This window comes from Halorhodospira sp. 9622 (genome assembly GCF_022228025.1).
GTDB classification, from domain to species: domain Bacteria; phylum Pseudomonadota; class Gammaproteobacteria; order Nitrococcales; family Halorhodospiraceae; genus Halorhodospira; species Halorhodospira halophila_A.
On record NZ_JAJNRE010000003.1, the window covers coordinates 158,773 to 181,454 of the forward strand.

Sequence of the window (22,682 nt, forward strand, 5' to 3'; positions counted from 1 at the left end):
GCCCCGGCACGCCTCGGTTCACTCCACGGTCAGAGTGCGCTCGGCCTTGATATGGCCACCGGTCTCCCCGGGGATTTCATCCTCCTCCTCATCGAAGGCGCGGAAGACCACGCGCACCTCGTCGCCGGGCTCGACCGGCGGGTTGTCGCTGGTAAAGGTGAACTGCCGCTCGTCCAGGGCGCGGACAACCACGGCACGCGAGCGCTCGAACACCGGCTCCTGCCCATCGGCCCGGTAGACCTCCAGGGCTCCGTAGACACCGCGATCGCCCTCGCGGCCCACCGCGACCTGCAGCTCCCCATCGTCGCCATCGTCATCAGCGCGATAGCGCACGGTCTCGATCTTTGGCTCTGCATCGGGATCGCCCACGGTGATCGAGATCGGGATCGTCATGGCGAAGAGCGTCTCCACGCCGGCACGGACCGCCTCTTCCTCGTCATCCGCCTCCGGCGGCGCGAACGCCTCCTCATCCAGCCCGGAGGGCATGGTGCGCACGGCAAGCCGCGCCATGTACTCGCCCTCCTCGACCTCATCGGGGATCCTCGCCATCAGCCGGATGGTCTGGCGCTGATTAGGTTCCAGCACGCCCTGGCGCGGGTGGTAGCGAAGGAACTCCGCCCCGAAGTGTCCACGATCTTCTCCGGCATCCGGCTCCACCGGATCAAGCAGCTCGATGTCCCCGGCGGGCTCGATCTCCGTGTCGGTCAGCACGACACGGTACTCCTCCGCCTCATTGCTCTGGCTGTAGATGTCCACCTGCGCATCGCGCTGCGTCTCATCCAGGTAGATACGCTGCGGGGAGAGCTGGAACGACCCGAGGACGGGGCCGGCCGCCAACAGACCTGCGGCCAGCGAGCACGCCACCGCGGTCCGGGAGCATGAGGGGAGGAACGGCTTCTGCACGGGCATCGGTCCACCTCCTGCGGTTTGGCTTGATCCAAACAGCTGGCCCCGGTCAATGCCGGGGCCAGCTCTGCAGGACGACTCACGGCCGTCCGTGTCTTACCACATGTAATCGGCCGAGATCGTCACGTTGCCCTCGACAGTCTCGCCATCGACATCGTTCTCGGCCTGAAGCTCGATGCTGCCCTCGATGTCCGCCGAGCCGCCGTCCAGATCACCGTTACCGGTATCCAGATTGGTACCGAGCGTGGCGGCATCGGCGTTCTCGGTCAGCTCACCCTCGATATCGGCGGTGAACTCGGCATCGTCTTCACCCTCGACTGTGGCCAGCACACCATCGTGGGTGACCTGCTGCCCCGGGAAGACCGTGCCGAAGCTATGATCGTTTTCCACGTCCACCGAGATCGCCTCGGCCATGTCCGCATCAACGCTCATCTCATCCGAGTCACCGGACTGAGCCAGAACCTGGCCGCTGCCGATGGCCAGCACAGAGCCCGCGGTCAGCGCCAGCGCACCCTTGGTCCAGTCGAAATTCCGCATGACTTGCTACCTCCTATCGCTCTCTCGAGGGATACTCTCCGCGTCTCACGGAACCCCAGCCCCCGAGCCCAATTCTCCGGTTACCGACCCGGGATTGGCTGGTACTTGGGACGCTACCAAAGGGCCCTGACCGCGCCCGTCCAGCTGTTCCGACGAATCACCCGGCCAATCTGCCCAATTTTTCCGACATTTGCTGAGCCATGAATCCGTCCACGGATCTGGACAGCGGGCCCTTTCGTGGGCCACCGCCCTTTCTGTTAGTTAATTGTTTACCGCAAAGCAGGCCGCAACGCGGGCCCGGGAGGAGCGCAAGCGCGGGGCCACTTGGACAAGGAGTGCACCGATGAGCACGGAGCTCGAGGTCTTCATCCGCCGCTGTGCCAACGAGCAGGGCCTGTCCCTGGCCGAGGTCGCCCGGCGGGCCGGGATGAGCCGGCAGTCGCTCTACGATTTCTGGTCCCGCGACGGTTATCCGAACCTGGGCACGGTGGCGGAGGTGGCCGAGGTGCTCGGGGTGCACCCGCTGCGGCTGCTGGAGCTGCAGTTCCCTGACCACGGCGACGGCGAGGATCGCTGCCACACCCTGCGCTGGAACCTGGACCGGGCCGGTCTGGCCGCCGCGCTGCTTGAGCACGGCCCACAGCCCGTCGTCGGCCTGGACGCTGAGGGCCGGGTGGCGCTCTGCAATCCGGCCGCCAGCGAACTGCTCCAGCGCGCACCGCAGCGGGTCTTGGGCGAGCCGGCCGAGCGCATCCTCCCCGGCGAGGCGCTGGCGCGGATCCGCACCCAGTGCCCGCTGATGACCGGTGGCCCCGCCCCGCCCCACGCCACCCCGCGCGGCGGCGTCCGGCTGAGCACCCGTCGCGGCGAGGACGGCAGCCTGCTGCAGGCCCGGGCGCAGCTGATCGAGGCGCCGCTGCACGAGCGTCCGCTGGTCCTGCTGCTGTTCGACCCCCGGGAACCGGGCCCCGGGGCCACAGCCGAGGGGCCGCCACAGCCCATCGATCGGGAACCGCTTACCGGCCTCCCCGACCGGGACTCCACCGAGGCGCTGCTGCGCTGGACCATGCAGCGCGCTGAGGCCCGGGGCACCGAGCTGGCCGTACTGGTAGTCCAGCTCGACGGCTTCGAGCGCACCGAGGCCGGGCTGGGTGCGGAGATCGCCGATCGGGTGGTGCACGGCGTCGCCGAGCGTGTGGGCGGGCAGTTGCGCCACGCCGATCTGCTCGGCCACCTGGGACGCGGCCAGTTCGCCGCCATCCTGCCGGAGACCGGCTCGCGCAGCGGCGCCCTGCAGGTCGCGCAGCGCATCGGCCAGGCCCTCGAACAGCCGGTGGAGACCGGCACCTGCACCTGCCGGCTGCAGCCGCGCATCGGCATCGCCCTGTTCCCCGAGCACAGCCGCCACGCCGCCACACTGCTCGAGCAGGCGCGCTCGGCGGCCACGCACACCGCTGCGGACCACCAGCCCGGGCAGATCGTCGAGCCAGACTTGGGCGATCGCGTCGCCCGGCGCGTGTCCCTGGTCCGCGACCTGCAGCGGGCCCTGACGCGGCACAGCCTGTGCGTGCATTACCAACCGATCTTCGACCTGGCCAGCGGTGAGCTCACCGCCCTCGAAGCCCTGCTGCGCTGGCCCGAGGATCACGCCGCGCGCCCTTCGATCCAGGAGGTCATCGACGCCGCCGAGCAGGCCGGGTTGCTCGGCGATCTGGACCGCCGGGTGGTGGAGCAGGTACTGGCCGACCTCGCCGACTGGCACGCCCAGGGGCGCCGCGTCCCGCGGGTGAGCGTCAATACCGCCGGGCGCACCCTGGGCACCGGCGCGCTGGATCCGGCGGTGCTCAGCAAGCGTCTGGAGCGGCTGGGCCTGCCGGCGCACACCGTGGACATCGAGCTCTCCGAGCGCCAGCTGCTGGAGACCGGCGGCGCCGGCCATGAGGGCCTGGCCCACGCCCGCCGGCACGCCCTGGGGGTGACCATCGACGACTTCGGCACCGGCTACGCGTCGCTCGTCTCCCTGCGCGATCTCCCCGCCGGGCGGCTCAAGGTGGACCAGACGCTGATCCGGGAGCTGCCCACGGACCCGGACCAACAGGCGCTAGCGACCAGCATCGCCGGGCTCGCCCAGCGCTTCGGTATGGGGCTGGCCGCCGAAGGGGTGGAAACCGGCCAGGAGGCGGAGCTGCTGCAGCAAATGGGGTTCAACGAGGCGCAGGGCTACCACTTCGGCCACCCCGCGCCGGCGGAGGTGATCGCCGGGCGGCTGACCGCGGCGTCCTGACCCGCTGCTCCCTTCGCCCCCGCGCCCCTGCTGCGCTACCCTAGTCCGGTTCCGCGGCCCAGCCGTCGCCGAAGACCGGATCCAGACAGGGAGCGAATCGATGCGCGTCACCCGTTTTCCGCTATCCACCACCCGCGAGACCCCGGCCGACGCCGAGATCGTCAGCCACCAGCTGATGCTGCGCGCCGGCATGATCCGCCGCCTCTCCTCGGGGCTGTACACCTGGCTGCCCCTGGGGCTGCGCGTGCTGCAGAAGGTGGAGCGGATCGTGCGCGAGGAGATGAACCGCGCCGGGGCGCTGGAGGTGCTCATGCCCGCCGTGCAGCCGGCGGAGCTGTGGCAGGAGTCCGGGCGGTGGGAGAAGTACGGCCCGGAGCTGCTACGCATCAAGGACCGCCACGACCGCGACTGCTGCTTCGGCCCCACCCACGAGGAGGTGATCACCGACCTCTTCCGCCGGGAGATCCGCAGCTACCGCCAGCTGCCGGTGAACTACTACCAGATCCAGACCAAGTTCCGCGACGAGATCCGCCCGCGCTTCGGCGTCATGCGCGCCCGCGAGTTCCTGATGAAGGACGCCTACTCCTTCCACCTCGATGACGACGACCTGCGCGCCGAGTACCAGCGCATGCACGAGGCGTACTGCCGGATCTTCCAGCGCACCGGACTGGCCTTCCGGCCGGTGGAGGCCGACACCGGGGCGATCGGCGGCAGCGTCTCCCACGAGTTCATGGTCCTCGCCGACTCCGGCGAGGACGCCATCGCCGTGTGCGAGCCCAGCGGCTACGCCGCCAACGTCGAGCTGGCCCCGGCGCTGCCGCCGCAGGAGCCGCGCCCGGCGCCCGGCGCGAGCCTGGAGGAGGTGGCCACGCCGGAGCAGCGGACCATCGCCGAGGTGGCTGCCTATCTGGGGCTGCCCGAGTCGCGCAACCTCAAGACCCTGGTGGTCGAGGGCGCCGAGGGCGGACTGGTGGCGCTGCTGCTGCGCGGCGACCACGAGCTCAACGCGCTCAAGGCCGAGAAGCACCCGGCGGTCAAGGCGCCGCTGACCTTCGCCGAGGCCGAGCGCGTCGAGCGCCAGCTGGGCTGTCCGTTCGGATCGCTGGGGCCGGTGGGGCTGACGGGGATCCCCTTGATCGCCGACCACGCCGCCGCCGCGATGGCCGATTTTGCCTGCGGCGCCAACCGCGAGGGCTACCACCTGACCGGCGTCAACTGGGGCCGCGACCTGCCCGAGCCGGAGACCGCCGACCTGCGCGAGGTCGAAGCGGGCGACCCGAGCCCCGACGGCGAGGGCACCCTGACCCTGCGCCGCGGTATCGAGGTGGGGCACATCTTCCAGCTCGGCACCACCTACAGCGCGGCCATGGGCGCCAGCGTACTCGATGAGCAGGGCCAAGAGCGCACCGTGACCATGGGCTGCTACGGCATCGGCGTCTCGCGGGTGGTGGCCGCGGCCATCGAGCAGAACCACGACGATCAGGGCATCTGCTGGCCGGCGCCCATCGCCCCGTTCCAGGTCGCCCTGGTGGCCATCAAGGCCGAGGATCCGGCGGTGGCCGAGGCCGCCGAGGCGCTCTACGGTGAGCTGACCGCCAGCGGCATCGATGTCCTCTACGACGACCGCGACGCCCGCCCCGGGGTGAAGTTCGCCGACATGGAGCTGATCGGCATCCCCCACCGGGTGGTGGTCAGCCCCCGGGCGATCCAGGACAGCAGCGTGGAATACAAGGGTCGCCAAGACGACAACCCCACCAGCGTCCCCCGCACGGAGATCGTGACATGGCTGAAGAACCGTCTGACCTAGGCCCTCGCGGCCGCGTCCTCATCGCCGGCTGCGGCCGCATCGGCCAGGCCCTGGGCAGCCGCCTGGCCGCCGGCGGGGCCGAGGTCTTCGGCCTGCGCCGCCAGCCCGAGGGCCTGCCCGAGGGGATCACCCCGATCGCCGCCGACCTCGAGGACCCGGCGACCCTGGCCGAGGCGGTGCCCACCGGGCTCGACACCGTCTACTACATCGTCACCCCAGGGAGCTACGACGACGACGGCTACCGCCGCGCCTTCGTCGACGGCCTGCACAACCTCGCCGGCGTGCTGCGTCGCCACCCGGCCGCGCCGCGGCGGCTGGTCTTCGTCTCCAGCACCGCCGTCTACGGCCAGCAGGCCGACGAGTGGATCGACGAGGACAGCCCCACCGAGCCCGGGCGCTTCTCCGGGCAGCGCCTGCTCGAGGCCGAGGCCATCGCCCTCGCCGGCCCGTGGGCCGGGGTGGCCGCCCGCTACGGCGGCATCTACGGCAGCGGCCGCGACTTCCTCATCCGCAAGGTCGAGGCCGGCGAGCCGTGCCAGGAGGGGCAGTACACCAACCGCATCCACAGCGAGGACGTGGTCGGCAGCCTCGCCCACCTCGGCCGCGACGAGGTCCCCGGCGGGGTCTACCTCGGGGTGGATGACGCCCCCTCGACCCAGTGCGAGGTGATGGACGGCATCGCCGAGCTGCTCGGCGTACCGCAACCCCCGCGCGGCGAACCGGGCAGCGGCGGCATGCGCGGCGTGGGGAGCAAGCGCGGCTCGAACCGCAAGCTCAAGGCCAGCGGCTACCGCTTCCGCTACCCGACGTTCCGGGAGGGGTATGCCGCACTGATCGGCGGCGGGGCGTAGCGCGCCGGCGTACGCGGCCGGTGTGCGGCAGCCACAGCCGCCAATGGCCCGTCAGCGGACGGTGAAATCCGCCGGGGCCGGGTCGTCGGCCGGCTCGCAGTGGACCGCGGTGACGCTGGCCGCCGGCGGCCCCTGATGCAGCCACTCGCGCAGCTGCGCGACCGCCTCCGGCGGCCCGCAGGCGAGCACCTCCACGCGTCCGTCGCGCAGGTTGCGGGCGTAGCCGGTCACGCCCAGGCGCACCGCCTGCTCCTGGGTGGCGGCCCGGAAGCAGACCCCCTGCACCCGGCCGCTGATGGTACAGCGTGTCTTCTCGTCGGTCGTCGTCATGCTACCTCCGCACGCGCCGCCGGGTGCCCTGCGTCGGCCGCCTCCTCGGCGGTGGGCTCAAGCAGGGCGCTCAGCGGCAGATCAAAGCTCTGCTCCCAACGTTCCTCCACCCGGCGCAGCCGCTCGGCCAGCCGGCGATCCCACGCCACGCCCGACTCCAAGCCCGCCGCCGGGGGCAGCGGGTAGGCGAGCATGCGGTGGAGCTCGGCCAGCCTGAAGGTCGAAGGATCCCGCGCCAGGAGCCAGGCGCCGTCGGCGCTGCGCTCGATGACGTGGTGCCGGCGCAGCGCCTCGAGGGCCTCGGCCAGGCCGGGCTCGCCGGCCTCCGGCTCCTGCTCGAGCAGCTCGGCGAAGGTGACCCCCTCGCCCCGGCGCTGCGCCTGATAGAGGTGCCCCAGGATATGCACCGCCAGCACCAGTGCCCACCGGTCGCGGGCCAGGTGGCCGCCGGTGCGCCAGCGGTAGCCACGCAGCGCCTGGGTGACCTCCGCACCGATGAGGATCACCAGCCAGGAGATGTACAGCCAGACCAGGAAGATGGGCAGCGCCGCCAAGGCCCCGTAGATGACCTCGTAGGTCGGCGCGCGGGCGATGAACGCCGCGAAGCCGCCCTTGGCCAACTCGAACAGCCCCGAGGCCACTACGCCCCCGATCACGGCGTGGTGCACCGGCACGCTGCGGTGCGGCACCAGGCTGTAGAGCAGCGTAAAGACAACGGCCTGCACCACGAAGGGCGCCAGGTTGAGCAGCTGGGCGATGAGATCCGACGGTGGCTCCAGCGGGCCGAGGCTCACCGTGCCCATGTACGAGGTGGAGGCCACGCTCACGCCCAGGAGCAGCGGGCCCATGGTCAGCACCGTCCAGTAGACCATGAACCGCTGCAGGGTCGGCCGCGGCCGCTCCACCCGCCAGATCTCGTTGAGCACCCGCTCGATGGTGTTGAGCAGCAACAGTGCGGTCACCGTCAGACCGGCGATGCCCACCGCCGTGAGCTCGGCGGCGCGTCCCATGAAGTTCTCCAAGTGCTCGTCGATGGCGTCGCTCGCCGCCGGCACTAGGTAATCGACCATGGCCTCGCGCAAGCGGTCGGTGACCCCCTCAAAGACCGGGAAGGCCGCCAGCACCGAGAAGCCGATGGTCATCAACGGCACGATGGCCAGCAGGGTGACGTAGGCGAGCATGCCGGCGCTCTTGGCGCACTGATCGGCCTGGATGCGCTGGACTAGGTACTCGCCGAACCCCCACGCCTGGCTGACCAGCGGGTGGGCGGGCAACGCCCGGAGCCTGTCGGCGGCGGCGCGGAGGCGGCCGCGCAGTTCCGTCATGGTGGAGCCTCTCCGTGCAGGCGTTAGAATGCCGGGTACCGCAACCAACGGAGATACCGCCGTGGCCAGGATCCTGGTGCTCTACTATAGCCGAAGCGGCGCCACCGCCGATATGGCTCGCCACGTGGCCCGGGGCGTGGAGGCCGTCAACGGCGCCTGCGCCGTGGTGCGCACGGTCCCGCCAGTCTCGCCGGACTGGGAGAGCGTCGCCCCGGCGGTCCCCGACGAGGGGGCGCCCTACGCCATCGTCGAGGAACTGGAGCACTGCCACGGGCTGATCCTGGGCAGTCCCACGCGCTTCGGCAACATGGCCGCCCCGCTGAAGTACTTCCTGGACACCACCAGCGGCGCCTGGCTCTCCGGGACGCTGGCCGGCAAGCCCGGGGCGGTGTTCACCTCCACCGGCAGCCTCCACGGCGGGCAGGAGTCCACCCTGTTGAGCATGATGCTGCCGCTGCTCCACCACGGCATGTACCTGGTCGGCCTGCCGTACACCGAGCCGACCCTGGCCAAGACCACCAGCGGCGGCACGCCCTACGGCCCCAGCCACACCGCCGGGACGGCGGGTAACCGGCCGATCACCGACGAGGAGCGCAAGCTGTGCAACGCCCTCGGCCGCCGCGTGGCGCGGTTGGCCGTCCAGCTCTACGGACCCGAGGCATGATGTCGGCCAAGGCCCTGCACCGGATCGCCATCACCGCCTTCATCGGCCTGGTCGTGCTGATGACCAGCTGGCTGCTGTGGCTGCATCCGCCCGCGGATGCGCTGATGCCCATCGCCCTGATCACGCTGCTCGGCCCGCTGGCGCTCACCGCCCGCGGGGTCCTCTACGGCCGCCGCTACACCGTGGCCTGGAGCGCGATCTTCGTGTTGATCTACTTCATCCACGGGGTTACCTACGCCGCGGTGCCCGGCCCGGAGCGCTGGCTCGGCGTCCTCGAGATCGCCCTGGCGGTGGTCTACTTCACCGCCGCCCTGATGTATCTGCGTCAAGCCGGGAGCGCTCGGCAAGGATCTCGCGGACAAACGGCACCGTAAGCCGACGCCCGGCGGCCAGCGAGGCCCGATCCAGGGTCTCGAAGAAGGCCAGCAGCCCGGGCAACTCCCGCGGCAGGCGGCGGATCAGGTAGCGCGCCGTGGCGTCCGGCAGCTCCAGCCCGCGCTGTGCCGCGCGCTGGCGGAGGATGGCCAGGCAGGTGGCCTCATCCGGCTCGCGCACCGCGACCACCGGTCCCCACCCCAGGCGCGAGCGCAGATCCGGCAGCCCCAGCGGCAGCTCCGCCGGCGGCCGTTGCCCGGCGAAGAGCAGCCGCCCGCCGCGCTCCACCACCCGGTTGTAGAGATGGAAGACCGCACCCTGCCACTCGTCGCGCCCGTGCAGCGCATCGAGATCGTCGAGGGCGATCAGCTGCGCCTGCTCCCAGCCGTCGAGCACCGCCGCGCCGTGGCCGAGCAGCTGATCCAGCGGCAGGTAGACCGCCACCCCGCCGGCGCTGGTCACGCGGCGGCAGGCCCCCTGGAGCAGGTGGCTCTTACCGACCCCGTGGGGGCCGTGCAGGTAGAGCGCCGGCGCCTCGAGCACGCCGTCGGCCAGGTCCGTGACCAGGCGCAGGGCCGTATCGTTCTCGCCGGGCACGAAGCGGTCGAGCTCGGCGGCGGCGTTCCAGCGGATGTTCAGTGGCAGTTGCACCGATCCCCCCGGTGGGCATTGCGGGTGGGCTCATTCCAGGGCGCCGTCGCCGCCCTGTCAAGCGCCGCCTTGTCCAGCGGCGCAGGCCTGTTAATCTCCCGCGCACGGAACCCGGCCCGCGGTCGCCGCGGGCCGCCGACCCGACACCCACACGGATCGAGGAGCCGCTCACCATGCGCAGACGTTCCATCCACCTGGCCGCGGCCGTGGCACTGGCCACCGCCGGCGGCAGCGCAGCCGCCGATGGCCGCGAGGCCTCGGCCAGCCTCGGTATCGCCATCAACCAGGGCAACACCGAGTCCGAGCGCTACAACCTCAACGCCGACTACCTGGAGCGCACCAACGCCCACCGCTTCACCGCCAACCTGGAGCTCAACCGCGGCAAGGACGGCGACGGCGATGAGGACGTCAACAACTCCCGCATCGGCGCCGGCTACGACTGGTTCTTCCACGGCCCCTGGTACGCCAACTCCAATCTCTCCTGGCGCCAGGACCGCAAGGCCGACCTGCGCCAGCGCTACGTCGCCGGTATCGGTGCCGGCTACCAGTTCTTCGACGACGATCGCATCCGCCTCTCCGCCGAGGCCGGCCCCACCTACATCAGCGAGGAGAAGCTGGACTCCGGCGATCGCAACCGCGAGGCCGCCGCGCGCTGGGCGCTGGACTACCGGCAGTACTTCATGGAGGGGGCCCTGCGCTTTTTCCACCGCCACGAGCTGATCGCCGAGCTGAGCGACTCCGACGAGTGGTTCGTCACCTCGCGCACCGGGCTGCGCATGCCGCTGATGGAGAACCTCAGCGCCAGCCTGCAGCTCAATTACGACTACGACAACAACACCGAGGCCGACTCCCGCTACGACGCCACCACCCTGGTCAACCTGACCTACGACTGGTGAGCCGCGCACGCAGCGGCTACGGCTGCCAGCGGTAGCTGCGGGTCAGCTGCCCGCCGCCGGGGCCGACCTCGGCGGCGGGCAGGGCCTCCGGCCAGAGCGTCTCGGCGTCGTCCAGATCCTCGGCCACCCGCTCGGGGCTGCGGGCCAGGAGCAGACGCAGGGTCACCCGCTCGCCGGCAATGCGCTGCACATCCACCTGCTCGACGCCGGTGACCTCCTCCAGATAGCGCACCGCACCGAGGTAATCCTCCACGGCGTCGATGCCGGTCAGGGCGATCTCCAGCTGCTGGCCGTCGTGCTCACCGGGGACCACGGCGAAGCGGCGGGTCAGGGCGCCACCGACCTCATCGATCCCCTCTGTCACCACGCGCTCCAGCTCACCCGGGCCGGTGTGATGCTGCAGGGCGTCCTCGCCGGTGAGCACCGTCCAGCGCGCCCGCCAGGCGCCGGTACCCGCCTTGCGCAGGCCCACCGCCACCACCGCGGCGCTGCCGTAGCGCTGCGAGGCCTCGCGCAGCGACTCGTCGAATCCGCCCCAGATGTCCACGAAGCCCACCGCCTGCCGATCACGCAGGTCCAGTGTCGGGTACATCAGCGGCAGGGCGCGCTGCTCGGCCCCGTCGTGGAGCGTTTCGAGCACCTCGCCCTCGGTCCCCGCCGCGGCGAAGCCGAGCAGATCACGCCGACCGTCGATCTCCGTGGCCACCCAGAGCAGGATCGGCGCCCGGTGCTCACCCCAGACGGCCACGTCGCGCTCGCCCAGGTGGCGGCGCAAAACCCCGCCCTCGTAGCGCAGCTCCACGGCCAGCTCATCGTCCAGGCGCAGGTAGCGGTAGCTCTCCAGATAGCGCTCCGCGTCGTCGAGGAGCTCCCCCGCCGGGTGGTCCTCCAAGCCGTGGTAGACCCCCACCATGCGCCCGATGACCCGTTCCAGGCCGGCCTCGACGGCCGCCTCGCGCTCGGCGTCCTGACGGCTGTCGACACGGACCTCGGCGGTGTAGAGATCACTCGCCGCCGCCGTACCCACCCCGAGCAGGGCGCAGGCGGCCAGGACCACGACCGGCAGGGCGCGGCGACGGGGGTGAAGACGGTCGGGGGCGGAGGGTGCGGCCGTGCTCATGGGCGGGCTGTCGGTCATCCGTAGGGGTCAGGGTTCAGGGTGGATCACTGAGGGTGCAGAGCGCACGCCTGCTGTCCAACATACCACGAGCCACGGGGCCCCATGGAGCCGCGATCCACGTCGCCGGGGCCCGACAGGCTGCACCGACGCCGGGGCATCAGCGGCGCCCTGCAACCCCGGCCGCCCGCGTTCAGCCGGGCGCTTGGCGCCGCCGGGGGCCGGGCGTCATACTACGCGGCATTGGCTTTCGAGCCCTGCCCACCGGTACACCCCAGGAGAACCGCCTTGGAAGAGCAACGCCCGCTGACCTATCGCGACGCCGGGGTCGATATCGACGCCGGCAACGACCTTGTCAGCCGTATCCGCCCGGCCGTCGAGTCCACCCGCCGCCCGGAGGTGCTCGGCGGCATCGGCGGCTTCGGCGGCCTCGTCGAGCTGCCCGACGGCTACCGCCGCCCGGTGCTGGTCGCCGGCACCGACGGGGTCGGCACCAAGCTGCGCCTGGCCATCGAGACCGGCCGCCACCAGGGGGTGGGTACGGATCTGGTGGCGATGTGCGTCAACGACGTGGTGGTCCAGGGCGCGGAACCGCTGTTCTTCCTCGACTACTACGCCACCAGCCACCTCGACGTGGATACCGCCGCCGCCGTGGTGCAGGGCATCGCCGCTGGCTGCCGCGACGCCGGCGCCGCGCTGCTCGGCGGCGAGACCGCCGAGATGCCCGGCATGTACGCCGACAGCGACTACGACCTGGCCGGCTTCTGCGTCGGCGTGGTCGAGCGCGAGCGGCTAATCGAGGGCACCACCGTCACCCCCGGCGACGTGCTCATCGCCCTGCCCGCCTCCGGTCCGCACTCCAACGGCTACTCGCTGATCCGCAAGATCCTTGAGCGCCACCCCGGGGCGCTGGACGAGTCGCTGGAGGGCGAGCCGCTGGCCGATCACCTGATGCGGCCGACGCGCATCTATGTCACCCCGGCGCTGCGGCTGGCCGAGTCGGTGCCGGTCAAGGCCTTCTGCCACGTCACCGGCGGCGGCCTGCCGGAGAACTTGCCCCGGGTCCTGCCCGAGCACTGCGCGGCGGCGCTGGAGCGCTGGCCGTGGCCGGCGGTCTTCGACTGGCTGGCACGCGCCGGCAACGTCGAGCGCGGTGAGATGCTGCGCACCTTCAACTGCGGCGTCGGCTTCGTGGCCTGCGTCGACGCCGCCGACGCCGAGCGTGCCCTGGCCGTGCTCGAGGATCAGGGCGAGTCCGCCTGGCGGCTGGGCGAGGTGGTCGCCGCCGACGACGGCGCGCCGCGGCTGACCATCGATGGAGCCGCACCGTGAGCCAGGGCCCGCGGATCGCCGTCCTGCTCTCGGGCAGCGGCAGCAACCTGCAGGCCCTGCTCGACCAGCACGCCGCCGGGCAGCTGCCCGGAACCTTCGCCTGCGTACTCAGCAACCGGGCCGACGCCTACGGGCTGCAGCGGGCCGAGGCCGCCGGCGTGCCCACGGCGGTGGTCGACCATCGCCTCTACGCCGACCGGGAGGCCTTCGACGGCGCCCTGGTTGAGCAGTTGGAGGCGGTGGGCGTGGATCTGGTGGTGCTCGCCGGTTTCATGCGCATCCTCACGCCGGTCTTCGTCCAGCGTTTCGAGGGGCGGCTGCTGAACATCCATCCGTCGTTGCTGCCGGATTTCCGCGGTCTGCACACCCATGAGCGGGCCCTGGAGGCGGGGGTCGAGGAGCACGGCTGCACGGTGCATTTCGTCACGCCGGAGCTCGACGCCGGCCCGGCCATCGTGCAGGGGGTGGTGCCGGTCCATGCCGGGGATTCGCCCGAGGCGCTGGCGCAGCGGGTGCAGGTGCAGGAGCACCGGGTCTATCCGCTGGCGGTGCGCTGGTTGGCGCAGGGGCGGCTGGCGCTGACGGAGGCCGGGGTCGAGCTGGACGGGCGGGTGCTTTCGGGGCCGGTGCGCGTCCGGGCGGAGGATGCGGTCGATGCGCTATAGGGGCGGTTTCGGTTGCGGCGACGAGCACCGTCCGGGTGAGCCCCCGGGGTCGAGCGCAGGACGCGCCCCTGCGGGGTGCCCTGTGCTGCTCACCCCGGCGGGGCCGCTCGCTTAACTCGCGGCGCTGACGCGCCGCTCGGACAAAACCTCGCTGAGCCGCGCGAACCACGACGGGTTCGCGCGGATCCCCCGCCGGGGCTGCGCTGCTCGGCGCGCCCTGAAGGCTCGACCCAGGGGACCCACCCGGACGGTGTTCCGGCGCGGTTGCCAACTTGGCCGATTGGGACGAACCCCAGCGCCAACGGGCTGCCTAAAGAGCAATAGCGTGCGAAACCGCCTGATAAGGAGTCAGCATGAGGGATCCATCCAGCCTTATTCCCGCGCCTCGTCGCGTGGCGGCATGGCTGCTGCTGGGGCTGCTTGCCGGCACCGCCGCCCTGGCCGCCCCCGCCGCGCTGGCCGAGGCGGAGCGCATCCCCGAGTTCCGGGCGGAGTATGAGGTGAAGTACGGGCGTCTGACCCTGGGCACCAGTCGGCTGGAGCTGGAGTATCTGGGCGATGACCGTTACCGCTACGAGATGTTCGTCCGCCCCCGCGGGCTCGCCCGGGCGGTGTTGGGCACGGACCTGACCGATATCAGCGAGGGGCGTGTTCTGGAGGACGGCACCCTGCGACCGGAGCGCTTCATCCATAAGCGCGAGGGCCGCGACGAGCGCCACGAGGAGATCACCTTCGACCACGACGCCGGGCACGTGACCTTCGAAGACGGCGAGCGCATCGACCTGGAGGAAGGCGCGGTGGACCGGCTGCTGCCGCAGCTGCTGATCATGCGCGACCTATCGGCCACCTTCGACCGGATGCTGACGTACCGGATCGCCGACGACGGGGAGATCTCGGACTACAGCTTCGAGCGCAAGGGCCGCGAGCGCGTCTCGGTCGCCGCCGGTTCCTACCGGGCCGAGCGCATCCAGCGCGTACGCGACGGCGACAGTTCCCGTGAGTCCAACGCGTGGGTCTACCGGCGCATGCACAACCTGCCGGTGAAGATTGAGCACGCCGACAGCGGACGCACCTTCGTCATGGAGCTGACCGACGTCAGCGGACCAATCCGCGACAACTGACACCGGCGGTCAGGAGCGCGGCAGCGTGACCCCGTCCTGGCCCATGTACTTGCCGCCCCGATCGGCGTAGGAGATGTCGCACGGCTCGTCAGACTCAAAGAAGAGCATCTGCGCCACGCCCTCATTGGCGTGGATCTTCGCCGGCAGCGGGGTGGTGTTGGAGAACTCCAGCGTCACCCGCCCCTCCCACTCCGGCTCCAGGGGCGTAACGTTGACGATGATCCCGCAGCGGGCATAGGTCGACTTGCCCAGGCAGATGGTTAGCACGTTTCTCGGGATGCGGAAGTACTCCAGCGTGTAGGCCAGGGCGAAGGAGTTCGGCGGGATGATGCAGACGTCGCCGTGGACGTCCACGAAGCTCGCGGCATCGAAGTCCTTCGGGTCCACCACCGCGGAGTTGATGTCGGTGAAGATCTTGAAGTCCTTGCCGCAGCGGACGTCGTAGCCGTAGCTCGAGGTCCCGTAGGAGATGACGCGCTCTCCCTCTGGCGTATCGCGCACCTGACCCGGCTCGAACGGCTCGATCATGCCGTGCTCCTGCGCCATGTGCCGGATCCACCGGTCCGATTTGATCGTCATACACGCTCCCGAAAATCATCCAAACCGCAGGCCGACCGCCAACTGACACCGCCTAGCAGCCCCCTAGTGATGAGGGATGATGACCAAATGCTCCGGCCCCGCGGCCGGGACAACTTCCCGCCCAATACGCCGGTCGAAAGTGACCAGCGCTCCGCTGTGAACCACCGCGAGACTCAACAAATAGGCGTCCGTAATTTGCCGATGGCCAGACAGCCGCCCCCAGTCCACCCGTCCGGATTCAAGCAGACTGGTATCGGCCGCCCAGAACTCATGGGAAGGATCGCGGGTCGCCTCCGAGAGGCGCTCAGCAACTTCAGACGAGGGAAGCGCGCCGGGGTATCGGGGCTGCGACATGACGCGAATACAACCATTTTCAGTCAGCGGACAGGATGCCCAGCCCCGATCCAAGTGCGCTTCAAGCCAGTCTGTCGCTAACCGGTTGAACTCATGTCCCCCATCAAGCAACGCAATCAGGACATTGACGTCTAAAAGCGCCCTCACCTACTCCCCTTCTTCGTCTCGTAAGGCTTCGACATCCGCATTGGTCACAGGCCGAGAACGCGCCGGGAAGGGGCGAAACCCCCCGACGCGAACACCTGCCACTGGCCGACGCTCCGGGTTCCGGTCCCGCTCCAGCGCCTGCCGGATAGCCTCCGAGACCACCTGATCCGTGGAGCAGTTCCGGCGCCGCGCCAACTCCTTCGCGGCCTCCAGGATATCCGGGTCAATATCCAGCGTTGTCCGCATGCAGGCATCTCCTCGAAGCCTTGATCGACGTTAGCCTAGCTCAGTAATCCCCCCCTCACAAACCGCCTAGAGCATATGCCCGAGCATCGCCGTGGCGATGGTGAAGTAGATCAGGATGCCGGCGATGTCGGCGATGGAGGTGATCAGCGGCGCGCTGGCCGTGGCCGGGTCCAGGTTCAGCCGGGCCAGGCCGAAGGGCAGCAGCATGCCGATCATGCTGCCCATGAAGACCACCGCCACCATGGCAAAGGCGACCACCCAGGCGATGTCCAGGCCGCCGCGGTAGAGCCCCAGCGCCCAGACCGCCAGGCCCACGGTCAGACCCAGGGCGATGGCCACGCCGGCCTCCTTGCCCCAGAGCCGTAACCAGTCCCGTGCCTTGACGTCACCGGTGGCGAGCGCGCGCACCATCAACGTGGCCGACTGGGTGCCGGCGTTGCCCCCGGTGTCGACGACCAGCGGCAGGAAGGTGACCAGGACGATGACCGCCTCGATGGTCTCCTCGAAGGAGGCGATGATCTCGCCGCCGAACATGTTGATGAACACCAGCAGCACCAGCCAGCCGACCCGCCGCTGGTAGAGCAGCTTCATGCTGGCGTCGCGCATACTGAAGTTGAGCACGCCGACACCACCGACCTTCTGGAAGTCCTCGGTGGCCTCGGCCTCGGCCACGTCCATGACGTCGTCCGGGGTCACGGTGCCGAGCAGCACCCCCTCGGTATCGACCACCGGCAGCGCCGTCAGGTCGTAGCGCTGCACCGTCTCCACCGCCTTCTCGCGATCCTCGAAGGCCGAGACACTGATGAAGTGGTAGTCCATCAGTTCTTCGACCTTCGTCTCCGGCGAGGCGACGATGAACCGGCGGATGGTCAGGGCATCGAGCAGGCGGCCGTCGCGGTCGGTGACGTAGATCACGTTCACCGTCTCAGCCTTCTCGCGCTGGCCGCGGATATGCTGCAGGCTGCGCTCCACGGTCCAGTCGGCGCGCACGGCGATGTAGTCCGGCGTCATCAGCCGGCCCACGCTCTCCGCCGGATAGCCGAGCAGCTCGCGGGCCTCGCGCTGCGCCCCCGGGGGCAGCAGTTCGAGCAACCGCTGGGTGGCCTCGGCGGGCAACTCCTGGAACAGCGCGGTGCGGTCGTCCGGTGTGAGCGCGGCGACGATCTCCCGCGTCTCGTGGTCGGTCATGTCCTGGAGCAGCGCGTCCTGATTGTCCCCGGAGAGGTACGAGAAGACCTCCGAGGCCCGCGGCCGCGGCAGCAGCTTGAACAGGAAGATACGCTGCGACTTCTCCAGGCTGAGGATCAGTTCGGCGATGTCCTGATCCGGCAGCTCCTCGATGCGAGCGCGAACGTCTTTCCAGCGCCTCCCATCGAGGAGCTGTCGGATCTCGTCGAGCAGCTCTTCGTAGGCCATGCTTGGCTCCTTGTCGTGCGTCTTCTTGGTTGGGCTTACCTCGGGGCGGCGTCAGCCGCCCTGCCCGCGCGCGCCGCCGCGGCGGAACCGGCCACCCAGGCCGAGGCGCGGCAGCCAACCCCGGCGTTCCGGAGCGCTCGTTTGGACGGCCGCTCGCCGGAGCACCCCGGTCAGCCGCCCGTAGCGATCGACCACCGGCAGTTCGTCGGTCCCGGCACGGTCCATGGTGCGCACGGCGTGCGGGGCGTCGTCCAGCTCCTCGAGCGAGGGGCGCGATGCGGCCAGGCGGCCCACCGGGGTCTCGCCGGCGTCCTGCAGGACGCCGCGGGCCACCACCCCACGGTAACGCCCATCCCCCTGGACAACGTACGCCTCGCGGCCACCGTGGGCGTCGAGCATGCGCGCGGCGGCCGCGGCAGGCACGGCGTCGTTGACGGGGACGAAGTCGTCGCTCTGGCAGGCCCCGACGCAGGCGCTCGGCAGCGTCAGCAGATGGCGCAGGGCCTGGCGACGCTCCTCGGGGAGGCGGCGCTCCAGATCGCGGTAGACATCGCGCGGCAGGTGGCGGGCGACCCGGGCGAAGGCGTGCAGCGGGGTGTGCTGCGCCTCGCGGGCGGCCTCGCGGATGGGCTGCTGCGCCAGGCGGCGGGCGCGGGCGATGGCCTCATCGGTGGCGTGGCGGGTGTCCGTGGCGGCGGTGCGCGGCTTGTCGAACATGGCGACTCCTCCCTGTTGGCGTGCAGCGGCACGCAGCGGCGCATGCAGCCGCGCCGCGTGGATTCGTATCAGGGGGAGGCCCTGCCTGTTGCGAGGCCCCCGGCCCTGCCTGTTGCGGAGCGCCGTCGCGGCGGGCTCCGGGCAGGGCCGGGTCGGATCAGACCCGGGCCGAGCGGCCCGCCGCGTGGCGGTCGTGCCGCAGCGCGCCGGACACGGGGTCCGGGGCCACGGCGCTGGTACTCGGTACTTGGCTATCCATTCGTTCCGTTCGGGCGGCCCCGGGGGCCATCCACACACTCGGTCGGCTGAGATCGGTCCTTAAAATAGCGGCAGGCGGGGCTTGCGTCAATTTTTGCGGCGCATCACGGTTGACCCGCCCGCCCCCCTCGCGTATGAAAACCGCCTTCGGATCGACACAGATGAGGAGCACGCCGGATGGCCCTTTGGATCGCCGTGCTGCTGGGGGTCGTGCAGGGGATCTTCATGTTCCTGCCGGTCAGTTCCACGGCCCACATGGTGTTGCTCGAGCACTGGCTGATCGGCCGGGACCACCCGATGCCGGCACCAGAGAGCGCCGAGATGATCCTGTTCAACCTGGTGGTCCACGTCGGGACGCTGGTCTCCATCGTGGTGGTCTTTGCCCCGAGCCTGCTGCGCTTCACCCGCTACAGCCTGCGCGACGCCTACGGCTGGGCCCGGGCCGGACGCTTCCAGGGGCCGCCGCTCTACGCCCGGCTGTTCCTGCTCGGCATGCTCTCGGTGCTGTTCACCGGCGTGGTGGGGCTGACGTTGAAGGCCGTCTTCGAACAGGTCTTCGCCAACCCGTGGATGATCGGCTTCACGCTGATCCTCACCGGCGCCCTGCTTTTCTGGACCGACAAGCTCCCGCCCCGGCGCCGCGGGCTGCGCCAGACGGGGGTGGGGACGGCGACGATCATCGGCATCGCCCAGGGCTTCGCGCTCATGCCCGGGCTCTCGCGCAGCGCGCTGACCATCGTCTTCGGCCTGTTCGCCGGTCTCAAGCGGCGCTGGGCGGCGGAGTACAGCTTCTTCCTGGCCATCCCCACCATCTGCGCGGCCACCCTGCTCCAGGCCATCGAGGTCTACCGGCTCGGCGGCCTGGAGAGCGTGAGCGTCACCGCCCTGGCCACTGGCTTCGTGGTCGCCGCGGTGGTGGGCATCGTGTCGCTGAAGCTGGTGATCTACTTCCTCTACCGGGCCCAGCTGAAGGTCTTCTCCTTCTACGTCTGGACCCTGGCCGCGGCGATCCTCTTCGGCTGGATCGACCTGCCCATGTAGGGCCTCACCCGGCTGGCGGGCGCCGATACCCGCCAGCCGGTGGGGTCAGAAGCGGATGGCGTCGAAAGAGACCCCCAGGTAGAACTCGTCGTCCTCGCCGGAGGACATCTCCCGGCCGTAGGCCAGATCGACCTGGACCAGGTCGTCGAGCAGGCTGCGCCGGACCCCGAAGGCGCCCCGGGCGTCGTTGTCGCTTTCGGTATCACCACTGACCTGAAGGATCACGTCCCAGCGCTCGGTGAAACGCCAGTCCAGGCCCAGGCCCCAGATGCCGTCGGTGTCGTCGGCCGTGCGATCGTGGTTGACGCCCAGGTTGGCGTGAACCGTGGTGCGCTGGCCCCAGTCCACGGTCAGCGGCACCAGCAGGAAGTGGTCGCGGCGCTGGTCGTTGCTGATGTCGTAGTCGGCCCCGGCGGCCAAGCCCAGCCCATAGCCGTCGCGGTGGCGGTCGCGCCAGAGCCACAGCCCCTCGACATCCAGGAAGGCATTGGCATCGGCGCCCTCGTCACCCTCGGTGCCCAGGCCCACGGTGGTCTGCCAGTCCCCGGTGCCGCGGGTGGTCAGGGCGCCGAAGGTGCCCACCCGGTCCGCGTCGCTGCGATCAACCTCCTGGTGCCAGAGCTCCACGGTGCCGCTGCGCCGGTCGATCAGCTCGGCCTCGATGATGTCGTAGGCGTCGCCGGGCAGCGGCCCGCTGAGCGCCGCGCCACTGGCCAGGGCGCCGCCGAGGCCGGCGGCCGCCGCCATCCACCCACCGTAACGTTGCATACTGCCTCCTGTTCATGTTGCGGGATCTGGCATAATGCGCGGTTTCCCGCACAGCAAACCGAATCCGGAGATATGGCACGCCGCATACTCGTCACCAGCGCCCTGCCCTACGCCAACGGCCCGATCCACCTGGGCCACCTGGTGGAGTACATCCAGACCGACATCTGGGCTCGCTTTCAGCGGCTGCGCGGCAACGAATGCTACTACGTCTGCGCCGATGACGCCCACGGCACGCCGATCATGCTGAAGGCACGGGAGCGCGGCGTCGAGCCGGAGCAGCTGATCGAGGAGATGGCCGCCAGCCACCAGGCCGATTTCGCCGATTTCCTCATCGGCTTCGACCGCTACCACTCCACCCACTCGGAGGAGAATCGCCACTTCGCCGAGCTGATCTACCAACGCCTGGAGGCCGGCGGCCACATCGAGCGCCACACCATCGAGCAGCTCTACGACCCGGGCGAGGGGATGTTCCTCCCCGATCGCTACATCAAGGGCACCTGCCCGCGCTGCGGCGCCGCCGAGCAGTACGGCGACTCCTGCGAGGCGTGCGGGGCCACCTACACCCCCGCAGAGCTCCAGGATCCGGTCTCGGTGATCTCCGGCGAACGCCCGGAAATCCGCCAGAGCGAGCACCTGTTCTTCCGCCTGCAGGACTTCGAGGCCATGCTGCGCCAGTGGGCCAGCACCGAGCACCTGCAGCCGGAGATCATCAACAAGCTCAACGAGTGGTTCGAGGCCGGGCTGCGCGATTGGGATATCTCCCGCGACGCGCCGTACTTTGGCTTCCGCATCCCGGGCACCGAGGACAAGTACTTCTACGTCTGGCTCGATGCGCCCATCGGCTACATGGCCAGCTTCCGCCGTCTGGCCGCGGAGCGCGGCATCGACTTTGACGCGTTCTGGGATGCCGAGCGCGCCGACGAGACCGAGCTCTACCACTTCATCGGCAAGGACATCGCCTACTTCCACACCCTGTTCTGGCCGGCGATGCTCCATGGATCCGGCTACCGCACCCCGACGGCCGTCTACTGCCACGGCTTTCTGACCGTCAACGGGCAGAAGATGTCCAAGTCGCGCGGGACGTTCATCACCGCGCGCACCTACCTCGAGCACCTGGACCCGGAGTACCTGCGCTACTACACGGCGGCCAAGCTCTCGGATTCGGTGGAAGACATCGACCTCTCCTTCGACGACTTCGTCCAGCGCGTCAACTCCGATGTGGTGGGCAAGCTGGTGAACATCGCCAGCCGCTGTGCCGGGTTCATCACCAAGCGCTTCGACGGCCGCCTGGCGCCGCGGCTCAGCGCCCCGGAGCTGTTCCGCACCTTTACCGCCAGCGCCGAGCGCATCGCCGAGCTCTACGAGCAGCGCGAGTACGCCCGCGCGGTGCGCGAGATCATGCACCTGGCCGACCAGGCGAACCAGTACATCGACGCCGAGAAGCCGTGGGAGCGGATCAAGGACCCCGAACAGGCGCAGGCGGTGCAGGAGATCTGCACCATGGGGCTGAACCTCTTCCGCATCCTGGTCCTGTACATCAAGCCGATCATGCCGCGGCTGGCCGAGGACGCCGAGGCGTTCCTGAACATCGAGCCGCTGAGCTGGGCGGACGTGCAGGCCCCGCTGCTCGATCACGGCATCAACAAGTTCAAGCCGCTGAAGACGCGGATCGACCCGCAACAAGTGGAGGCCGTCGTGGACGCATCCAAGGAGACCCTGGCATCAACCGAGGCGCAGAGCGAGGCGCCGAAGGGCCGTCTGGCCGAGGACCCCATCGATGAGCAGATCACCATCGAGGACTTCGCCAAGCTGGATCTGCGCGTGGCGGAGGTGAAGGTGGCCGAGACGGTGGAGGGCGCCGACAAGCTGCTGCGCCTGGAGCTGGATCTCGGCGGCGAGACGCGTCAGGTCTTTGCCGGGGTGCGTCAGGCGTACAGCCCGGAGCAGTTGCTGGGCAAGCGGGTGGTCTGCGTGGCCAACCTCAAGCCGCGCAAGATGCGCTTCGGGACGTCGGAGGGCATGGTCCTCTGCGCCGGGCCGGGCGGTGAGGATCTCTGGGTGGTCGGTCCGCAGGACGGTGCGGAGCCGGGGATGCGGGTGAAGTAACCCTTCGCTGTGATCCGGCGTCCGGCGGGGTGCGAACTGTTCAGGGTCCCGGGCTCGCGTTGGCTGGGTGAGGGGGTGCCGGGTGCCCCTGAGTGCGCGCCGCCTGACGGCGGCGTCCCCTGCGCTGCTCGCCCGGGCCGCGGAGACCGCGTGGGCGGTTGTGGCGGTGGGGACCCGGTGGCCTTTTGA

At 70.1% G+C, this 22,682-nt stretch carries 23 protein-coding genes; 11 read left to right on the top strand and 12 right to left on the bottom strand.

Annotation, left to right across the window (positions count from 1 at the left end):
* Positions 1–18 precede the first annotated feature (18 nt).
* Both LRG07_RS02985 and LRG07_RS02990 read right to left on the bottom strand, forming a co-directional pair.
* Positions 19–909 (bottom strand): hypothetical protein, encoded by an 891-nt coding sequence (locus tag LRG07_RS02985; protein ID WP_238641766.1) that lies wholly within the window; start codon positions 907–909, stop codon positions 19–21.
* 93 nt (positions 910–1,002) lie between these two features.
* The gene (locus LRG07_RS02990; RefSeq protein WP_238641767.1) at positions 1,003–1,443 is read right to left on the bottom strand and encodes a hypothetical protein; all 441 of its coding nucleotides are present in this window, start codon (positions 1,441–1,443) and stop codon (positions 1,003–1,005) included.
* Between the two features lie 343 nt (positions 1,444–1,786).
* Between LRG07_RS02990 and LRG07_RS02995 the strand changes: the two genes are divergently transcribed.
* From LRG07_RS02995 to LRG07_RS03005, 3 genes are all read left to right on the top strand, one after another.
* Positions 1,787–3,727 (top strand): EAL domain-containing protein, encoded by a 1,941-nt coding sequence (locus LRG07_RS02995; RefSeq protein ID WP_238641768.1) that lies wholly within the window; start codon positions 1,787–1,789, stop codon positions 3,725–3,727.
* A 100-nt stretch (positions 3,728–3,827) separates the two neighbouring features.
* A complete protein-coding gene (locus tag LRG07_RS03000) occupies positions 3,828–5,534 on the top strand; it encodes a proline--tRNA ligase (RefSeq protein WP_238641769.1) in 1,707 nt (568 codons plus the stop codon).
* On the top strand, positions 5,510–6,385 hold the full coding sequence (locus LRG07_RS03005; RefSeq protein ID WP_238641770.1) for an SDR family oxidoreductase: 876 nt from the start codon (positions 5,510–5,512) through the stop codon (positions 6,383–6,385). The genes LRG07_RS03000 and LRG07_RS03005 overlap by 25 nt, the downstream gene beginning before the upstream one ends.
* A gap of 51 nt (positions 6,386–6,436) precedes the next feature.
* Here the strand turns inward: LRG07_RS03005 and yccX are convergent, their stop codons facing one another.
* Positions 6,437–6,715 (bottom strand): acylphosphatase, encoded by a 279-nt coding sequence (yccX, locus tag LRG07_RS03010; RefSeq protein ID WP_201168999.1) that lies wholly within the window; start codon positions 6,713–6,715, stop codon positions 6,437–6,439.
* Positions 6,712–8,040: a virulence factor BrkB family protein gene (locus LRG07_RS03015; protein WP_238641771.1), complete on the bottom strand. Its 1,329-nt coding sequence runs from the start codon at positions 8,038–8,040 to the stop codon at positions 6,712–6,714. Before LRG07_RS03015 ends, yccX begins: the two co-directional genes overlap by 4 nt.
* A gap of 61 nt (positions 8,041–8,101) precedes the next feature.
* Here LRG07_RS03015 and wrbA point away from each other — a divergent pair, with 61 nt between their 5' ends.
* Both wrbA and LRG07_RS03025 read left to right on the top strand, forming a co-directional pair.
* Entirely contained in the window at positions 8,102–8,704 is a 603-nt protein-coding gene (wrbA, locus tag LRG07_RS03020; protein WP_238635173.1) for an NAD(P)H:quinone oxidoreductase, read from the top strand.
* Positions 8,704–9,078 (top strand): DUF2069 domain-containing protein, encoded by a 375-nt coding sequence (locus tag LRG07_RS03025; RefSeq protein WP_238641772.1) that lies wholly within the window; start codon positions 8,704–8,706, stop codon positions 9,076–9,078. The genes wrbA and LRG07_RS03025 overlap by 1 nt, the downstream gene beginning before the upstream one ends.
* Here the strand turns inward: LRG07_RS03025 and hda are convergent.
* Complete coding sequence (gene hda, locus LRG07_RS03030) at positions 9,005–9,730, bottom strand: DnaA regulatory inactivator Hda (RefSeq protein ID WP_238641773.1); 726 nt, start codon at positions 9,728–9,730, stop codon at positions 9,005–9,007. The two genes, LRG07_RS03025 and hda, sit on opposite strands and share 74 nt — an antisense overlap.
* 173 nt (positions 9,731–9,903) lie before the next feature.
* On the opposite strand from hda, the gene LRG07_RS03035 reads away from it, so the two are divergent.
* Positions 9,904–10,626 (top strand): YdiY family protein, encoded by a 723-nt coding sequence (locus LRG07_RS03035; protein WP_238641774.1) that lies wholly within the window; start codon positions 9,904–9,906, stop codon positions 10,624–10,626.
* A gap of 16 nt (positions 10,627–10,642) precedes the next feature.
* Here LRG07_RS03035 and LRG07_RS03040 read toward each other — a convergent pair whose 3' ends face one another.
* Positions 10,643–11,746 (bottom strand): DUF2066 domain-containing protein, encoded by a 1,104-nt coding sequence (locus LRG07_RS03040; RefSeq protein ID WP_238641775.1) that lies wholly within the window; start codon positions 11,744–11,746, stop codon positions 10,643–10,645.
* 285 nt (positions 11,747–12,031) lie between these two features.
* Here LRG07_RS03040 and purM point away from each other — a divergent pair, with 285 nt between their 5' ends.
* From purM to LRG07_RS03055, 3 genes are all read left to right on the top strand, one after another.
* Positions 12,032–13,075 carry a phosphoribosylformylglycinamidine cyclo-ligase gene (purM, locus tag LRG07_RS03045; protein WP_238635177.1) on the top strand — a complete coding sequence of 348 codons (1,044 nt, stop codon included), beginning with the start codon at positions 12,032–12,034 and terminating at the stop codon, positions 13,073–13,075.
* Entirely contained in the window at positions 13,072–13,740 is a 669-nt protein-coding gene (gene purN, locus LRG07_RS03050) for a phosphoribosylglycinamide formyltransferase (protein WP_238641776.1), read from the top strand. The genes purM and purN overlap by 4 nt, the downstream gene beginning before the upstream one ends.
* Positions 13,741–14,093: 353 nt before the next feature.
* On the top strand, positions 14,094–14,861 hold the full coding sequence (locus LRG07_RS03055; RefSeq protein ID WP_238641777.1) for a DUF3108 domain-containing protein: 768 nt from the start codon (positions 14,094–14,096) through the stop codon (positions 14,859–14,861).
* A gap of 9 nt (positions 14,862–14,870) precedes the next feature.
* Here LRG07_RS03055 and dcd read toward each other — a convergent pair whose 3' ends face one another.
* The 5 genes from dcd to LRG07_RS03080 form a co-directional block, all read right to left on the bottom strand.
* Positions 14,871–15,440, bottom strand: coding sequence for a dCTP deaminase (dcd, locus tag LRG07_RS03060; RefSeq protein WP_238641778.1), 570 nt, complete (start codon positions 15,438–15,440; stop codon positions 14,871–14,873).
* A gap of 63 nt (positions 15,441–15,503) precedes the next feature.
* A complete protein-coding gene (locus LRG07_RS03065) occupies positions 15,504–15,941 on the bottom strand; it encodes a TA system VapC family ribonuclease toxin (RefSeq protein WP_238635181.1) in 438 nt (145 codons plus the stop codon).
* Positions 15,942–16,187: a CopG family transcriptional regulator gene (locus LRG07_RS03070; protein ID WP_238635182.1), complete on the bottom strand. Its 246-nt coding sequence runs from the start codon at positions 16,185–16,187 to the stop codon at positions 15,942–15,944.
* A 66-nt stretch (positions 16,188–16,253) separates the two neighbouring features.
* Positions 16,254–17,603, bottom strand: coding sequence for a magnesium transporter (gene mgtE / locus LRG07_RS03075; protein WP_201169021.1), 1,350 nt, complete (start codon positions 17,601–17,603; stop codon positions 16,254–16,256).
* 51 nt (positions 17,604–17,654) lie between these two features.
* Positions 17,655–18,320 (bottom strand): CBS domain-containing protein, encoded by a 666-nt coding sequence (locus LRG07_RS03080; protein ID WP_238641779.1) that lies wholly within the window; start codon positions 18,318–18,320, stop codon positions 17,655–17,657.
* Positions 18,321–18,755: 435 nt separating this feature from the next.
* Between LRG07_RS03080 and LRG07_RS03085 the strand changes: the two genes are divergently transcribed.
* Positions 18,756–19,619, top strand: coding sequence for an undecaprenyl-diphosphate phosphatase (locus LRG07_RS03085; protein ID WP_238641780.1), 864 nt, complete (start codon positions 18,756–18,758; stop codon positions 19,617–19,619).
* 45 nt (positions 19,620–19,664) lie between these two features.
* Here the strand turns inward: LRG07_RS03085 and LRG07_RS03090 are convergent, their stop codons facing one another.
* Entirely contained in the window at positions 19,665–20,387 is a 723-nt protein-coding gene (locus LRG07_RS03090) for a hypothetical protein (RefSeq protein ID WP_238641781.1), read from the bottom strand.
* A 24-nt stretch (positions 20,388–20,411) separates the two neighbouring features.
* On the opposite strand from LRG07_RS03090, the gene metG reads away from it, so the two are divergent.
* Complete coding sequence (gene metG, locus LRG07_RS03095) at positions 20,412–22,493, top strand: methionine--tRNA ligase (RefSeq protein WP_370641486.1); 2,082 nt, start codon at positions 20,412–20,414, stop codon at positions 22,491–22,493.
* Positions 22,494–22,682: the final 189 nt, after the last annotated feature.

What these genes read in the sequence shown, in the direction of transcription:
- yccX (WP_201168999.1), bottom strand. Translation starts at nt 6,715, where the DNA reads ATGACGACGACCGACGAGAAGACACGCTGTACCATCAGCGGCCGGGTG.
- LRG07_RS02990 (WP_238641767.1), bottom strand. Translation starts at nt 1,443, where the DNA reads ATGCGGAATTTCGACTGGACCAAGGGTGCGCTGGCGCTGACCGCGGGC.
- LRG07_RS02995 (WP_238641768.1), top strand. Translation starts at nt 1,787, where the DNA reads ATGAGCACGGAGCTCGAGGTCTTCATCCGCCGCTGTGCCAACGAGCAG.
- LRG07_RS03040 (WP_238641775.1), bottom strand. Translation starts at nt 11,746, where the DNA reads ATGAGCACGGCCGCACCCTCCGCCCCCGACCGTCTTCACCCCCGTCGC.
- LRG07_RS03085 (WP_238641780.1), top strand. Translation starts at nt 18,756, where the DNA reads ATGGCCCTTTGGATCGCCGTGCTGCTGGGGGTCGTGCAGGGGATCTTC.
- LRG07_RS03005 (WP_238641770.1), top strand. Translation starts at nt 5,510, where the DNA reads ATGGCTGAAGAACCGTCTGACCTAGGCCCTCGCGGCCGCGTCCTCATC.
- LRG07_RS03025 (WP_238641772.1), top strand. Translation starts at nt 8,704, where the DNA reads ATGTCGGCCAAGGCCCTGCACCGGATCGCCATCACCGCCTTCATCGGC.
- LRG07_RS03035 (WP_238641774.1), top strand. Translation starts at nt 9,904, where the DNA reads ATGCGCAGACGTTCCATCCACCTGGCCGCGGCCGTGGCACTGGCCACC.
- LRG07_RS03080 (WP_238641779.1), bottom strand. Translation starts at nt 18,320, where the DNA reads ATGTTCGACAAGCCGCGCACCGCCGCCACGGACACCCGCCACGCCACC.
- mgtE (WP_201169021.1), bottom strand. Translation starts at nt 17,603, where the DNA reads ATGGCCTACGAAGAGCTGCTCGACGAGATCCGACAGCTCCTCGATGGG.
- LRG07_RS03055 (WP_238641777.1), top strand. Translation starts at nt 14,094, where the DNA reads ATGAGGGATCCATCCAGCCTTATTCCCGCGCCTCGTCGCGTGGCGGCA.
- LRG07_RS03090 (WP_238641781.1), bottom strand. Translation starts at nt 20,387, where the DNA reads ATGCAACGTTACGGTGGGTGGATGGCGGCGGCCGCCGGCCTCGGCGGC.
- LRG07_RS03070 (WP_238635182.1), bottom strand. Translation starts at nt 16,187, where the DNA reads ATGCGGACAACGCTGGATATTGACCCGGATATCCTGGAGGCCGCGAAG.
- LRG07_RS02985 (WP_238641766.1), bottom strand. Translation starts at nt 909, where the DNA reads ATGCCCGTGCAGAAGCCGTTCCTCCCCTCATGCTCCCGGACCGCGGTG.
- LRG07_RS03000 (WP_238641769.1), top strand. Translation starts at nt 3,828, where the DNA reads ATGCGCGTCACCCGTTTTCCGCTATCCACCACCCGCGAGACCCCGGCC.
- LRG07_RS03015 (WP_238641771.1), bottom strand. Translation starts at nt 8,040, where the DNA reads ATGACGGAACTGCGCGGCCGCCTCCGCGCCGCCGCCGACAGGCTCCGG.
- dcd (WP_238641778.1), bottom strand. Translation starts at nt 15,440, where the DNA reads ATGACGATCAAATCGGACCGGTGGATCCGGCACATGGCGCAGGAGCAC.